This window comes from Herbiconiux aconitum (genome assembly GCF_024979235.1).
In the GTDB taxonomy this organism is placed as follows: Bacteria; Actinomycetota; Actinomycetes; order Actinomycetales; family Microbacteriaceae; genus Herbiconiux; species Herbiconiux aconitum.
The window spans coordinates 1,458,850-1,472,310 of the sequence record NZ_JANLCM010000001.1 but is presented as its reverse complement, the minus strand read 5'-3'; the positions used below and the strand labels follow the sequence as shown (position 1 = coordinate 1,472,310).

Here is a 13,461-nt window from a genome sequence, read left to right as displayed (position 1 = left end):
GAGATCGGAGCTCCCCATGACCGCACCGAGCGACCGCGACAAAGACCCCAACCTCGACGAATACGCCTACGAGCACCGAGTGGAGGACTCCCGCGACCCGGACTACCCCGATGGCTCCGGCACCGGTACCGGGGGCTGGGACGATGCCGTCGCCGGCGCCGACGAGCACGCCGACAACCCGCATCCGGATGCCGACGGCGACGTGACCGACATCGACGACCCCGCCGCTCCCGACGACCCGACCGGCGTCATCGATCCTAAAGCCGACTGAGAGGACCGACGATGGTCGTGAAACTGAACCGCGCCGCCGTCTCCCACGCGCGCTCGCTGATCGAGGCGGGCGACGTGGTGCACGACGAGCACGACGGCTGGGGCAAGGCCGCGCCGAGCGCCGCCGACGAGAACGCCTTCATCGACAAGCACGGCTACGGGGAATACGCGAAGTGGTTCCTCGGCGTCGACTCCGAGAAGTCGGAGGAGACCAAGGGCCGTTACAGCTTCCCGTACGGCGACTTCACGAAGGTGCGCCGTGGCGGTGTGATCGCGGCCGAGGATCGTGCCGCACAGAACGACCACGACGACATCGCGAAGGCCGCGAAGCGTTTGCTGAACCTCATCGACGGCGAGTAACACCACTCCGGGAACATTCGGCGCGCGCCGGAGGTTGCCTCCAGCACTCCCCGCAACGAAGAGGTGCTGCCGAGCATGACCATCACGCCCGTTTCGATGACCCCCACCCCGACCGTGCGCGAGCAGGTCGATCGCCTGATCGAGGCGGGTCTGCCCGCTGCCGCAGGCATCAGCGCCGAAGAGCTGCGCAGCCTCGCATCCGGTCTTCGCGCGGGGCCTGACGCCATCCTGGCCATCCACCCGCGGCTCGCCCCGGCGAGCGCTTTGGTGCCGCTTCTCACCCGCAACGGGAAGCCCGGCTTCGTGGTGGGCGACATGGCCGACCTCGACGAGTTCACTGCCGTCGATGGCGTCGACCTGCCCGATCGCCCGCTCTACCTCGTCCACGACATCGATCGAGGCGACGACATGTCGAACTGGAGCCCCGCCGAGGCGCTGCCCGAGATCGTGGCGCGCGGTCGCCGGCCGCTCACGGTGCACGAGGGAATCAGCTGGTTGCTGCAACAGCCCGAGCAGCTGCAGCCGGGCAAGTGCTTCATGACCATCGGATCTCGGCTCGTGCGCGACGGCGCCCTGGATGCCCGCACTCCCGCCCTCTGGATCAGCGGCGGCACCGGCCGCGACGGTCGCGCGCGCCGCGGCGCCCCGAAGCTCGGCTGGTGCTGGGCCCGCAACCGTCACACCTGGCTCGGCTTCGCCTCCACCCCGCGCTGAAACGACGAAGACCCCGAGTCGATGACTCGGGGTCTTGCTGTGGTGGCATGTTCTGTGCGCCCTAAGGGATTCGAACCCCTGGCCTTCTGATCCGTAGTCAGACGCTCTATCCAGCTGAGCTAAGGGCGCAGTATGCGGATGACTTCTCCGCACGAACATCAGAGCCTAGCACGCCCGGAATGGGCGTCAAAGTCAGCCCCCTGGCCCCGCCGTTCTGGGGCGCGTACCCTCGGGATCACGACGAAGCGGGGACACCGACCCGCGATTCACGACGCCCTGTTCAGCCCTGCCGCGATTTGCCTCTCGGCGCTCCTCACCGAGTCTCCACTCAATGACGAGGAGACGATTGCGATGCTGAAAGAACTCCACACCGTGCTGCCCGCGAGCGACCTGCAGCGGGCGCGAGGCTACTACCACGACAAGCTCGAACTCGACCCGAACGAAGAGCTCGACGGCGTGCTCATCTACCGTCCGGACGAAGGCTCCGCGTTCGAACTGTACGAGACCGAGAACGCCGGCACCGCCCAGAACACCCAGATGGGCTGGATGACCGACGACCTGAAATCGGAGGTGAAACGGATGCGCGACCACGGCGTCGTCTTCGAGGAGTACGACTTTCCCGAGATGACGACCGTCGACGGCATCGTGACCATGCCCGACGGATCGATGGCCGCGTGGTTCCGCGACAGTGAGGGCAACTTCCTCTGCGTGTCGCAGCGGGCGCCCGCGATGGGCGGCTGAGCGGGGCGACCGGACCCCAGTGACGGAGGCTGGTGAGACGATGGACTCATGCCCGACGCCTCTCCTGCCTCCCGCGGCAGCAGCTGGCAGTCCGTCGTCGGCGCGCTGGCGAACGGCGGCGCCCGTGGCACCGATGCAGGCGCCGACGGCAGGACCACCCCAATGGGCCTCCAGTTCGAGGTGCGTGAGCTCTCGCCCCGCACCCACGACCGCTGGCGCGGCCCCACCGCCAAGACGGCGACCGACCCCGAGGCCGACCCGACGACCCGGGCGCCCCGCCGGCTGGGGGTGCGGCCGGTCATCCGGGCCGCATCCGGCGCCTACGTCAAAGCCAACGTCACCTGGGGCTCCTTCGCGCACCAGGTCAACCGCCTCAATCTCGATCCCGACCACCATCGCTGGTTCGCCCAGTTCGCCGCCCTGCACCGCGCGACCCGCGACGGGCTCACCCCGCCGGAGACCGACTGGCTGAACCTCGACGATTTCGCCAGCCCCCTGCTCTGGCAGCTGCTGGCCGAGGGTCAGCGCCGCGGCATCGAACTGCTCACCTCGGCGAGGGGCGGGTCGGTGCGGGTGCTGGGCCGCGCATCCGTGGGCCTGGATGCGCGACTACGGCCGGGCGGCGCGCTGCAGCTCACCCCGACGGTTGCGTTCGGCGAGAGCTCGAGCGAGAGGGCCGACACCTCCGTCGACGCCGGTGCCAATACCGGCGCGGATGCGGCGACCTCCATCGACTGGCCCGCCACCGACACCGGCCCGATCGGCGACCACGGCGTCTACGGCTACGCCCGCCTCGGCGAGCGCCCCGAGATCGTGCTGGCCCCGGCGAGCACGACGCTCACCCCGGGTGAGCTGCGCCTGCTCGGCCAGCCGACGCTGCGCATCCCCGCCGCCGAGACGGCGCAGTTCTTCGACGAGTACTACCCGAGCCTGCAGCAGGGCGTCTCCATCACGAGCCCCGATGGCTCGCTCGAGCTCCCTGAGGTGCCGCCGCCCGTTCTCGTGCTCACGGCCCGCTTCCGTTCGGGCGACGTGCTGCAGCTCGACTGGGATTGGGTGGGCCAGCGCGACGACGCGGCCGAGCGGCGCATCCTCGCCGAGACGGCCATCGAGCTCGACGCGGTGCTGGTGCGGTTCCCGCCCCGCATCGACCCGCTCTCCCCGTCGCTGACCCTTCGCGGCGTCGAGGCTGCGGCCTTCGCCGAGCGCGCCCTGCCGATGCTCGACGGGCTCGCTGGCGTGCGCGTCGACGTCATCGGACCCCGACCGGCCTACCGCGAGCTCGACGGGCATCCCGACGTCACCATCACCATGGTCGAGTCGCTCAAGCGCGACTGGTTCGACCTCGGCATCGTGGTGAACATGAACGGCTACCGAATACCGTTCGGCCCGCTGTTCAAGGCCCTCGCGAAGGGCCAGACGAAGCTGCTCATGGTCGACAAGACCTACCTGCGACTCGACCACCCTGCCTTCGATCGCCTGCGGGAGTTGCTCGAGGAGTCGGGCACGCTCGACGAGTGGGAGACCGGCGTGCGCATCAGCAAGCACCAGGTGAGTCTCTGGAGCGACTTCGACGACCTCGCCGACGAGTCCATCGAGGCCGAGACCTGGCGGGCCGCCGCCGCGGGTCTCCGCGACGTCGAGTCGGTCGAGCCCACGCCGCTCCCGGCCGGGGTGAACGCCGTGCTCCGCCCCTACCAGAAGGCCGGATTCGACTGGCTCGCCTTTCTCTGGCGCCACCGCCTCGGCGGCGTGCTCGCCGACGACATGGGGCTCGGCAAGACGCTGCAGACCCTCGCGCTCATCGCTCACGCTCGCGAGACGGCTGCGGCGGCGGCCGAGAGCACGACGGCGACAGCGCCCACATCGACGGGCGGGCCGGATGCCGCGTCCCGCCCGTTCTTGGTGGTGGCCCCCACGTCGGTCGTGTCGAACTGGGCCGACGAATCGGCCCGCTTCACCCCCGGCCTGACGGTGCGCCCCGTCACCGCGACCCAGGCGAAGAGCCCCGCCTCCCTGAGCGAGGTCGCCCACGGAGCTGACGTCGTCGTGACCAGCTACACCCTCTTCCGCCTCGACTTCGAGGCCTATCAGGCCCTCGATTGGGCGGGCCTCGTGCTCGACGAGGCGCAATTCGTGAAGAACCACGCCTCGAAGGTGCACGCCCGCGCCCGCGAGCTCGACGTCGACTTCACCCTCGCCATCACCGGCACCCCGCTCGAGAACAACCTGATGGAGCTCTGGTCGCTCTTCGACCTGGTGGCTCCCGGCCTCTTCCCGAGCCATGTGCGCTTCGCCGAGCACTACCAGCGGCCGATCGAGCGTGGCATCGACCCGCGGTTGCTGACGCGGCTGCGGCGGCGCATCCGGCCGTTCCTCCTGAGGCGCACGAAGGAGGCGGTGGCGCCCGAGCTGCCCGAGAAGCAGGAGCAGGTGCTGCACGTCGAACTCGCGCCCGCGCACCGGCACCTGTACGACACGGTGCTGCAGCGCGAGCGGCAGAAGCTGTTCGGTCTGATCGAGGATCTCGATCGCAATCGCTTCATCGTGTTCCGCTCGCTGACTCTGCTGCGCATGCTCAGTCTCGACGCGACGCTCATCGACGAGGCGCACGCATCCGTGCCGTCGTCGAAGCTCGAGGTGCTGGTCGAGAACCTGGGCGAAGTGGTGGCCGAGGGTCACCGCTCCCTCGTGTTCAGCCAGTTCACGTCGTATCTGGCGAAGGTCGCGGCCCGGCTGGATGCGGAGGGCATCTCCTACGAATACCTCGACGGTTCGACCCGCCGGCGCTCCGAGGTGATCAATCGCTTCCGCGAAGGGGATGCGCCGGTTTTCCTCATCAGCCTCAAGGCGGGCGGTTTCGGCCTCACCCTCACCGAGGCCGATTACGTCTACCTGCTCGACCCGTGGTGGAACCCGGCGAGCGAGACGCAGGCAATCGACCGCACGCACCGCATCGGGCAGACGCATCCGGTGAACGTCTACCGGCTGGTGGCCTCCGACACGATCGAGGAGAAGGTGATGGCGCTGAAGGAGCAGAAGGCGAAGCTCTTCGACGCCGTGCTCGACGACGACGCGCTCTTCTCGCAGGCGCTCACGGCCGACGACATCCGGGGCCTCCTCGCCTAAACCGTTGCGGACGCGACGGACGCGAGCCGGGAGAGATTGGCCGCATACTGCGCGGCAGCTGCGCCCACGATCTCGTCGAGCTGGTCCATCTGCCCGGCGACGAAGTAGAACCCGCGCCCCGGCACGATCGCGCCGAGTTCGACGAGCAGCGGCGCGAGATTCACCGTGGGCCCCATGGAGTGGGTGAGGTCGGCCCCGGTCAGAACCGGGATGGCGGTGACCCCCGCCAGGCCATTGGCCGGATACCGGTCGAGGAACGCCTTGAGCAGTCCCGTGTACGTCGCCTTGTAGGTCGGGGACGCGAACACCACGAGGTCGCTCGCGGCGACGCGCGCGTTGAGCGCCGCCATCGGCTCCGAGGGCCAGGCGAAGATCTCGGCCGTGTGATCGGCGAGGTCGATCACCTGGAGCTCATAGCTCCCGGGCTGCAGCAGCTTCTGCACGAGCGTCTCCGCCACCGTGCGGGTGCGGGACTCGGGCTTCGGATTTCCGACGACGACGGTGACGCTGAGTGTCATGAGTTCCCTTCCAGACCGGCGGACGGTGTTCTCCCAGTATCGCCCGCAGCGCTCGCCCCCGTCGGGAGCCGGTAACTCTCCGTCACAGGGCCTGTAGCTCGACCAGTTCTGCCAACGGCGTGTAACCGAAGTGTGGGAACGCGTCGGCCGTGCCCGCATGAGTGAGATGCCCGGCCACCGTCGAGACGGCGGGCGCGAGCGCCGCGTTGCGCGCCACCGCATCCTTCCAGCCCCGGTCGGCGAGCTGCACCACGTAGGGCAGGGTCGCGTTCGTGAGCGCGAAGGTCGAGGTCGATGAGACCGATCCGGGCATGTTCGCCACGCAGTAGAAGATCGAGTTCTCGACGCGATAGGTGGGCTCGTCGTGGGTGGTGGGGCGAGAGTCTTCGAAGCAGCCGCCCTGGTCGATCGCGATGTCGACGAGAACCGAGCCCGGCTTCATCCGGCTCACCAGTTCGTGCGACACCAGCTTCGGGGCCTTCGCCCCCGGCACCAGCACAGCGCCGATCACGAGGTCGGCCTCGAGCACGCTGCGCTCGATCTCGTAGGCGTTCGACACGACCGTCTTGGCTCGGCCGCCGAAGACCTCGTCGATGTGTCGCAACCGCGGAATCGAGAGGTCGAGCACCGTCACGTCGGCTCCTGCGGCGAGCGCCTGGGCCAGCGCGTTCTCGCCCGCCATGCCGGCGCCGATCACGGTGACCTTGGCCGGGCGCACACCGGGCACGCCGCCGAGCAGCACCCCGCGACCGCCCTTCGAACCCATCAGGTGGTAGCTGCCCACCATCACGCTCAATCGGCCGGCGACCTCGCTCATCGGGGCGAGCAGCGGCAGCGATCCGTCGGCCAGCTGAACGGTCTCGTAGGCGATGGAGGTGGCCTTCGATTCGAGCAGCGCGCTCACGAGAGGCTCGGCCGCGGCGAGGTGCAGGTAGGTGAAGATCACTTGGCCTTCGCGCATCCGGGCGTATTCGGGGGCGATCGGCTCCTTCACCTTCACGATCATCTCGGCGGTCCACACGGCGTCGACGTCGACGACGGATGCGCCCGCCGCCTCATACTCCGCGTCGGCAATCGCCGCACCGAGCCCTGCGCCCTGCTGAACCATCACCTGGTGCCCGTGCTTCACGAGCTCGAATACCCCCGACGGCGTCATCGCCACGCGGAATTCGTTGTTCTTGATCTCTTTCGGAACACCGATGATCACGGTCGTTCTCCTTCTTCACTGCGGGACGGCTTCTTCGCTTTCTGCACTGAAATTATCGAATCGATTTGGATGGATGTCACTGCTTCCGAATATAATCCGATGGAGGCGCGAATCTGAGCGCAATAGTTCGAAAGGTTCGACGGATGCCCGCAATCGACGAAATCGACGAGCGCATCGTCTGGGAACTCTGCCGCGAGGCCCGCCTGCCGAACAAGGTGCTCGCCGAGCGCGTGGGCATCGCACCCTCCACCTGCCTCGTGCGGGTGCGGGCACTGCACCAGAGCGGCGTGCTGCGTTCGTTCCACGCGCAACCCGACTGGGCCTCGTTGGGTCTGCCGATCGAGGCGATCGTGGCGGTGCGCCTCAAAGCGCAAGCCCGGGCGCAGATCAAGACCTACGCCCAGCGAGTCATCACGCTGCCCAATGTTCTGAACGTGTTCTTCCTCGGCGGGGCCGACGACTTCCTCATCCACGTGGCCTGCACCTCCACCGGGCAGCTGCGCGATTTCGTGGCCACGGAGCTGAGCATGGACAACTCGGTCGCCTCGACCCAGACCAACATCGTGTTCGACCACCTGATCGGCGTGCAGCACATGCAGGAGGGCTCGAGCTGGAGTCAGGTGCGCGAGGCCGTCGCGGCGCCACCGGCGCGCGCACTCCCCTAGGCACGCTCTAGGCTCGACGGGTGACCACGGATGCTTCGCCCGCCACCGCCCGGATCGTCGTCATGGGGGTGTCCGGCTCGGGCAAGTCGCTGATCGGCTCGGGTCTCGCCGCGCGCCGGGGGTGGGCCTTCATCGACGGCGACGACCTGCATCCGGAGCTCAACGTCGCGAAGATGACCGCGGGCATCCCTCTCACCGACGACGACCGCTGGCCGTGGCTCGACATCGTCTCGGCGACCCTGGCGGGGTCGACCGACGGCATCGTGATGGCGTGCTCAGCCCTGCGGCGGGCCTACCGCGATCGCATCCGGGCCGCCGCTCCCGACGCCGTCTTCCTTGAGCTCACGGGGTCGCGGGAGTTGCTGTGGCAACGGATGTCGGCCCGCCCCGGCCATTTCATGCCGGCCTCGCTGCTCGACTCCCAGCTCGCCACGCTCGAATCGCTGGCCCCTGACGAGGCGGGAGCGCAGGTGAGCATCGAGGGCGGTCCGGCCGAGGTGCTCGACCGGGTGGATGCCGCGCTGCGCGACGAAAGGCCCCCGGTTCCAGGAACGGAATGATCCGTTCCCTTTGCCGGGGGCCTGTCGTCATCGCCCGGTGGGAGCCGCGGCGAATCGGAGTGTTACTCGGAGTCGTGCCCCGCCATCGAACGGCGGCGACGGAGGAAGAACACCAGCACTCCTCCGGCGATCAGCACGATCGCCATCGCCGACCAGCCGGCGACCTGGAAGCCGGTGGAGGCGAGCGAACCCGAACCCGTCTCGGTCGAGGCGACGTCGGAGGCCGCCGATCCGCTCCCGGCGCCGCCACCGGTCACCGGGGGCGCCGGCGTGGCGGAGGGGGTCGGAGTGTCGGTCGGGGTGGGGCTGGGCGTGGGCGTGGAGATCGGCGCATCCGGGTCGACCACGGTGATCGTCGCGTCTGCCACGAAGGCCGATCCATACCCGGTGGCGACCAGCTCGTGGTCACCGAACGCGGTGTCCTCCGGAACCGTGGTCGTGAACGACACGGTGCCGTCGGTGCTCACCACCGAGCCGAGGTCGACCGGGTCGGAGTGCAGCGCGAGCGAGGTCGACTCGCCGACCCGGAAGCCAGAACCGGTCACGGTCACCGTGTCGCCCGGCTTCGCCGACGCCGGCGTGACCGTCAGGGTTCCCGGCTCGGCCAACGCTTCGGCGCAGGCGTCACCCGGCACTCCCACGGCGGGAGCGGACTCGATCGGCGTTCCGGGCTCCGGAGTACCCTCCGGCGGAACGGTGCCCCGCGGCGGCTCGGGCTGCACGACACCGTCGTCCTCCCTCACCTGCAGGTAGCCGTAGGAGTCTCCGATGGTCGACCCTTCCTGGGTGTTCGCGATCGTCATCTTGAACTTCGCCGTCGGCGCCGTGCTCGTCGTGGTGTCGCCGTTCATCGGAACCGGAACGGCGATGCAGACCTGACCCGGCTCGAAGGTGAGCTTCTTCATGGCGAGGTCGACCTTGCCGTTCGCGGTGCCGACGGCGCTGAACCAGGCCGTCGTGGGCACATCCTGGGCTCGCGAGAGCACGACGGGCACGTCGACCGTGCTGATTCCGTCACCCTCGTCGACGTTCACGTCGGGGATCGAAAGGAACGGACGCGTCGAGATCTTCGCGGTTCCGACCGCGGGAGCCTTCAGCGCCGAGAGATCGGAGAGCAGCACGCCGCCGGCGGCACGGGGCGCGGTGAACCGCACCTCCTGCACATCCGCCAGATCTACACCGGCGAAGGCCGACAGCGGGATCTCGATCTGCTGCAGCAGCAGCTTGCGGAGCGGCGACACGGTGCCCGGGAGCACGCTCAGCGCGTCACCGTAGGCGGCAGCGTCGACCGAGACCAGGCCGCCCTTGCCGTCGGCGAGACTCACCGTGAGGTCGGTGCCGTCGACGACCGTCTCGTCAGGCGAGACCCGGAACGACAGCTTCTCGTAGTCGCTGAAATCCTTGGCGCCCTTGGTGGTGGGCACGCGGAGTTCGCCGGCCCCAGCGGTGTCGCTCGCGGGCGTCGTGTAGGTGAAATGGAGCGCCGTCGTCGCGGGCACCGACTGCGCGAAGCTCGCCGCCGTGTAGTCCGGCATCTGCGAGGTCGTCAGAGCGGTGGTCGCACAGGGCGCGAGCACACCGGGCACCGGACGGTTCGCCTGGCTCTCGCAGGTGGCGTAGGTGCCGGCGCCGAGCACCCGAACCGTGGTGTCGGGCTTGTCGAAGTCGTTCACGTCGAGCCGCAGCGAGGCCGGCAGCGAGGCCGACACGCGGATGTCGGCACGGCCCACCGAGGCGGGCTTGGCGTCGGAACCGTCGAACATCGGCAGGAACTGGTTCTCGGCACCCATGGTGAGTCGGAAGAAGCCGGCGATGTACGCCGTGCCCACCGCATACTGCTCGTCGTCGGTCAGACGCGTCGGAGCCGTGCCGTAGCCGCAGATCGGGTTGGTCTGCGTCCTGTCCTGAGCCGCCCAGTCGTCGGACGACGAGTAGGGGTACTTGCTCGGGGTCCACGAGGTGTTGAAGAAGTTGTGGTCGGCTCCCATCACGAGCAGTGACGAACGGAGCACGTCGTCTCCGTAGGCGTCACGGGAGTCGTCGAAGAAGTGTTGACCCTGCTGGTTCGACACGTCGCCGTCGCAGTACGGCAGCACCACGGCCATCGGCACGTCGGGCAGCGTCATGCGGCCGAAGTCGGTCGGCGCGAGCGGGAGCACCGCTTCGATGCCGAACGGATGCGGCAGCTCGGCGTTCAGCAGAGCCGCGCGAACCACGCCGTCACCACCACGCGAGTGGCCCATCAGCCCGACGTGCTGCAGGTCGAGGCGACCCTTCAAAGCGGCGCTCACCGGCGCCGGTGCAGTGCCGTCGTCTGCCTGCTGGAGGAGGGCCAGATGATCGAGCACCAGCTGCCCGCGGGCCACCGCGCCGTTGTCGTCGGAAAGGGTGCCGTCGAGCGCGTTGATGGCGTTGGCCGAGATCGACACGACCGCGTAGCCCTGGCTGGCCAGGGCCTCGGCGGAGGCGTTGTAGCCGAGGTAGCTCGCAACGTCGACCTGGTCGTCGTTGCAGGGCCAGGAATCCGGGTTCCGCGTGCCACCCGAGCAGGAGGTGTGGCGTCCGTGCAGGAACGCGACCACGGGGCGTTCGCCGGCGGCGCCGACCGGCATGAAGACGGCTGCGCGCATCTCGCCCTTGCGACCGAAGCCGCGGATGTCCTCCGCCTCGTCGCCGAGGTCGTAGTCGAGTCGCTCCACGGAGAACTGGCCGTGGGTGGCCGGGTCGTCGGCCAGCGTCGCGGGCTGGGCGAGACTCATCGACTCGCTGAGCGACGTCAGACCACCTTCGGTCTCCGCGACGGGCGGCACCGTCGGGTCGCCCTCGCCGTCCCAGCCCTGGTCGATCGCCGAGGCGGTGGCCACCGCCGGGTCGGAGGTGGTGAGGGTGAGGGTGAGCCCGTCGAGCGACTCCTGGGCGATGCCGAGGTCGACGCCGTCGGCCCACAGGGTCGGCGCCGCACCCCGCAGCTCGATCGGCTCTGCGAGTGTCTTCGTGACTTCATACCCGCCGGGAACCGGGTTCACGACCCAGTCGGAACCCTGCGCCACGACGACATCCTCGGTCGCGGCGAAGGCGGGGGTGCTCATGAGCACCGGGGTTGCGGCAAGGCAGAGCGCTGTTGCAAGCGCGATCTGCCTCCATTTTCGAACGGAGGTGGACAAGGTGCTCCTCAGCAATAGGAATGGGATGCCCACCTCATTCGCCTCGCGCGGGAGCCCCACCTCCGGCGCGTGCCCGACGGTGGGTTGTTCGAAACAGTACTGAGTCCAGCAATCGTCGAGTGTCGATTAAACAGGCGGGAAACAAAGTTGTTACTGTTTGTGTACTTTCGAGCTCAGGATCAGTCCCAGAAGTCGCGATGCACGTCGGTTGCAGCCGGAAGCGCCACCGGACCGACGACCTCCACCGGGCGGCCGCCGCGGGCCAGAACCTCGCGGCTCGGCAGGGCGAGTGTCGGCACGCCGGACTGCTCCGACACGAGGGCTCCAAGCGCCTGCTCCGACAGCGCGAAGACCACGCGCGGGATGCCGGCCCAGTAGATGGCTCCGGTGCACATCGCGCAGGGTTCGGTGCTCGTGTAGAGGGTGCTCGTGGCGAGCTCGGCCATCTCGAGCCGCTGACCCGAGTCGCGCACGAGGTTCGTCTCGGCATGCCCGATGGGGTCGTGGCCGGTGTTCACGGTGTTCATCGCCTCGATCACGGTGCCGTCGGTGGTGGCGAGCAACGCGCCGAACGGGTGGTCGCCGCGGTCGCGGGCCGCCTGCGCGAGCGCGACGGCGCGCTCGAGGTGCTCGCGGTCGCCCGCGTCGAGCTCGTCGGGGTCGAGCCCGGTCGAGCTGGTGGGGCGGTGCGGGTCGGATGCGGCGGAGTCGGATGCGGCCATGCCTCAGCCTGACACGGATGCGCACCGGCCCGCGATCCGGCCTCGCCGGACACCCGTCATCCGACACCCGTCTTCCGACACCGGACTTCTCCAACCGTGGCGGCAGGTGCACCGCTCTGCGGGCGAGGTGGGCGTCACGACGGGAGTTGTCCGCGGCATCGACCGCCGAACGGCCGCGACGCCGCCCGCGTCAGCCCTCCACGGGCACGTGCACGGTCTCGTCGGGCGGCAGGCGTTGGCCGTGCAGGGCCTTGCGGCGGCGGCCGAGCGCGACGAGCGGGAACAGCAGCACCGAGAGCATCCCGGCTCCCACCAGCGCCGACGCGGTGCCCGGCTGCAGCACGCCTTCGTCGAGCCCGATGTCGGTGACCGCCACGATGATGGGCAGACCCGTGGCGCTGAACAGCGCGAGCGCCGCGCGATCGTTGCCGGATGCGCCCGGCGGCGCCGCGAGCAGGCCCGGCAGTCCGCGCACGAGGAGGAACAGCACGAGGAACACCGGCAGCAGCAGCAGAGCGTTCGGCGACGTGAGGAGTGACGTGAGGTCGAAGGTGACCCCGGTGTAGACGAAGAAGATCGGCACCAGGAAGCCGAACGCCACCGCCTCGAGCTTCGACTCGATGATCTCCTTGTCGGCCACGGGGGCACCGGCCAGCAGAACCCGGTAGAGCACGCCCGCTGCGAAGGCGCCGAGCAGCATGTCGAGCCCGAGCGTGATGCTGAGGCACACCAGTGCGGCCACGAACAGCAGCACCAGTCGCACCGCGAACTGGCCGCTGGAGTGCCGGGTGGCGGAGATGATGGCGTGCAGCCGGGTGTGCGGCCCTCGCGAGGCGAGCCAGATGGCGAGCCCGGTGATGACGACGAACGCCATCAGCACGAGCGCCGCGAGCAGCGGTTTGCGACCACTCAGAAAGAGCGAGATCGCGATCAGCGGCCCGAACTCGCCCGCGGCGCCGACCGCGGTGACCGCACGCCCGAACGGGGTCGACAGCTCGCCGGCATCCCGCAGCATCGGCATGATCGTGCCGAGCGCGGTGGAGGTGAGGGCCACGCCGATGAAGATGCCCGCCTCGACCGAAGGTGCGAGCAGCAGGCCCACGACGAGGCCGAGTGCCAACGAGATCACCCAGCCCAGGCTCGCCCGCCCGAGCGGCCGCCCCTTGATGGCCCGGAAGTCGATCTCGTTCCCGGCCATGAAGAACAGCATCGCGAGCCCGAGATTGGCGAGCACGCCGATGAACTCGTCGGCCGGCACCCAGCCGAGCACGCTCGGCCCCACCAGGAGGCCCAGCAGGATCTCGAACACCACGAGCGGCACCTTCGCCACCCGCCCCACCGCGGCCGCGACGAGCGGCGCCAGCACGGCGAGCAGCGGCACCATGACCAACGCGACCGGATTCACGTCCAT

At 69.1% G+C, this 13,461-nt stretch carries 12 protein-coding genes and 1 tRNA gene; 7 read left to right on the top strand and 6 right to left on the bottom strand.

Going from position 1 to position 13,461, the window contains the following annotated elements; all coding sequences use genetic code 11:
- The first annotated feature begins 16 nt into the window (after positions 1-16).
- The 3 genes from N1027_RS06820 (at position 17) to N1027_RS06810 (ending at position 1,344) form a co-directional block, all read left to right on the top strand.
- Positions 17-271, top strand: coding sequence for a hypothetical protein (locus tag N1027_RS06820; protein ID WP_259506417.1), 255 nt, complete (start codon positions 17-19; stop codon positions 269-271).
- 11 nt (positions 272-282) lie between these two features.
- Positions 283-630: a hypothetical protein gene (locus N1027_RS06815; protein WP_259506416.1), complete on the top strand. Its 348-nt coding sequence runs from the start codon at positions 283-285 to the stop codon at positions 628-630.
- A gap of 75 nt (positions 631-705) precedes the next feature.
- Positions 706-1,344: a DUF5701 family protein gene (locus N1027_RS06810; protein WP_259506414.1), complete on the top strand. Its 639-nt coding sequence runs from the start codon at positions 706-708 to the stop codon at positions 1,342-1,344.
- Between the two features lie 55 nt (positions 1,345-1,399).
- On the opposite strand, the gene N1027_RS06805 is transcribed toward N1027_RS06810, so the two are convergent.
- Positions 1,400-1,473, bottom strand: a tRNA-Arg gene (locus N1027_RS06805).
- Between the two features lie 222 nt (positions 1,474-1,695).
- On the opposite strand from N1027_RS06805, the gene N1027_RS06800 reads away from it, so the two are divergent.
- Positions 1,696-2,085 carry a VOC family protein gene (locus N1027_RS06800; protein ID WP_259506412.1) on the top strand — a complete coding sequence of 130 codons (390 nt, stop codon included), beginning with the start codon at positions 1,696-1,698 and terminating at the stop codon, positions 2,083-2,085.
- A 48-nt stretch (positions 2,086-2,133) separates the two neighbouring features.
- Complete coding sequence (locus N1027_RS06795) at positions 2,134-5,214, top strand: DEAD/DEAH box helicase (RefSeq protein ID WP_259506411.1); 3,081 nt, start codon at positions 2,134-2,136, stop codon at positions 5,212-5,214.
- Here the strand turns inward: N1027_RS06795 and N1027_RS06790 are convergent.
- Together N1027_RS06790 and ald are read right to left on the bottom strand one after the other, a co-directional pair.
- Positions 5,211-5,732, bottom strand: coding sequence for an NADPH-dependent FMN reductase (locus tag N1027_RS06790; protein WP_259506410.1), 522 nt, complete (start codon positions 5,730-5,732; stop codon positions 5,211-5,213). The genes N1027_RS06795 and N1027_RS06790 overlap by 4 nt on opposite strands.
- Before the next feature lie 82 nt (positions 5,733-5,814).
- A complete protein-coding gene (ald, locus tag N1027_RS06785) occupies positions 5,815-6,939 on the bottom strand; it encodes an alanine dehydrogenase (protein WP_259506409.1) in 1,125 nt (374 codons plus the stop codon).
- Positions 6,940-7,082: 143 nt separating this feature from the next.
- Between ald and N1027_RS06780 the strand changes: the two genes are divergently transcribed.
- Both N1027_RS06780 and N1027_RS06775 read left to right on the top strand, forming a co-directional pair.
- Positions 7,083-7,604 carry an Lrp/AsnC family transcriptional regulator gene (locus N1027_RS06780; protein ID WP_259506408.1) on the top strand — a complete coding sequence of 174 codons (522 nt, stop codon included), beginning with the start codon at positions 7,083-7,085 and terminating at the stop codon, positions 7,602-7,604.
- A gap of 20 nt (positions 7,605-7,624) precedes the next feature.
- Complete coding sequence (locus N1027_RS06775) at positions 7,625-8,164, top strand: gluconokinase (RefSeq protein WP_308199781.1); 540 nt, start codon at positions 7,625-7,627, stop codon at positions 8,162-8,164.
- Between the two features lie 62 nt (positions 8,165-8,226).
- On the opposite strand, the gene N1027_RS06770 is transcribed toward N1027_RS06775, so the two are convergent.
- From N1027_RS06770 to N1027_RS06760, 3 genes are all read right to left on the bottom strand, one after another.
- Positions 8,227-11,253 (bottom strand): alpha/beta hydrolase, encoded by a 3,027-nt coding sequence (locus N1027_RS06770; RefSeq protein ID WP_259506407.1) that lies wholly within the window; start codon positions 11,251-11,253, stop codon positions 8,227-8,229.
- A 254-nt stretch (positions 11,254-11,507) separates the two neighbouring features.
- Positions 11,508-12,050: a nucleoside deaminase gene (locus N1027_RS06765; RefSeq protein WP_259506406.1), complete on the bottom strand. Its 543-nt coding sequence runs from the start codon at positions 12,048-12,050 to the stop codon at positions 11,508-11,510.
- A 190-nt stretch (positions 12,051-12,240) separates the two neighbouring features.
- Positions 12,241-13,461, bottom strand: a complete 1,221-nt coding sequence (locus N1027_RS06760; protein ID WP_259506405.1) for a cation:proton antiporter — start codon at positions 13,459-13,461, stop codon at positions 12,241-12,243.

What these genes read in the sequence shown, in the direction of transcription:
- N1027_RS06815 (WP_259506416.1), top strand. Translation starts at nt 283, where the DNA reads ATGGTCGTGAAACTGAACCGCGCCGCCGTCTCCCACGCGCGCTCGCTG.
- N1027_RS06800 (WP_259506412.1), top strand. Translation starts at nt 1,696, where the DNA reads ATGCTGAAAGAACTCCACACCGTGCTGCCCGCGAGCGACCTGCAGCGG.
- N1027_RS06820 (WP_259506417.1), top strand. Translation starts at nt 17, where the DNA reads ATGACCGCACCGAGCGACCGCGACAAAGACCCCAACCTCGACGAATAC.
- N1027_RS06795 (WP_259506411.1), top strand. Translation starts at nt 2,134, where the DNA reads ATGCCCGACGCCTCTCCTGCCTCCCGCGGCAGCAGCTGGCAGTCCGTC.
- N1027_RS06770 (WP_259506407.1), bottom strand. Translation starts at nt 11,253, where the DNA reads ATGAGCACCCCCGCCTTCGCCGCGACCGAGGATGTCGTCGTGGCGCAG.
- N1027_RS06810 (WP_259506414.1), top strand. Translation starts at nt 706, where the DNA reads ATGACCATCACGCCCGTTTCGATGACCCCCACCCCGACCGTGCGCGAG.
- N1027_RS06780 (WP_259506408.1), top strand. Translation starts at nt 7,083, where the DNA reads ATGCCCGCAATCGACGAAATCGACGAGCGCATCGTCTGGGAACTCTGC.
- N1027_RS06790 (WP_259506410.1), bottom strand. Translation starts at nt 5,732, where the DNA reads ATGACACTCAGCGTCACCGTCGTCGTCGGAAATCCGAAGCCCGAGTCC.
- N1027_RS06765 (WP_259506406.1), bottom strand. Translation starts at nt 12,050, where the DNA reads ATGGCCGCATCCGACTCCGCCGCATCCGACCCGCACCGCCCCACCAGC.
- N1027_RS06760 (WP_259506405.1), bottom strand. Translation starts at nt 13,461, where the DNA reads ATGGACGTGAATCCGGTCGCGTTGGTCATGGTGCCGCTGCTCGCCGTG.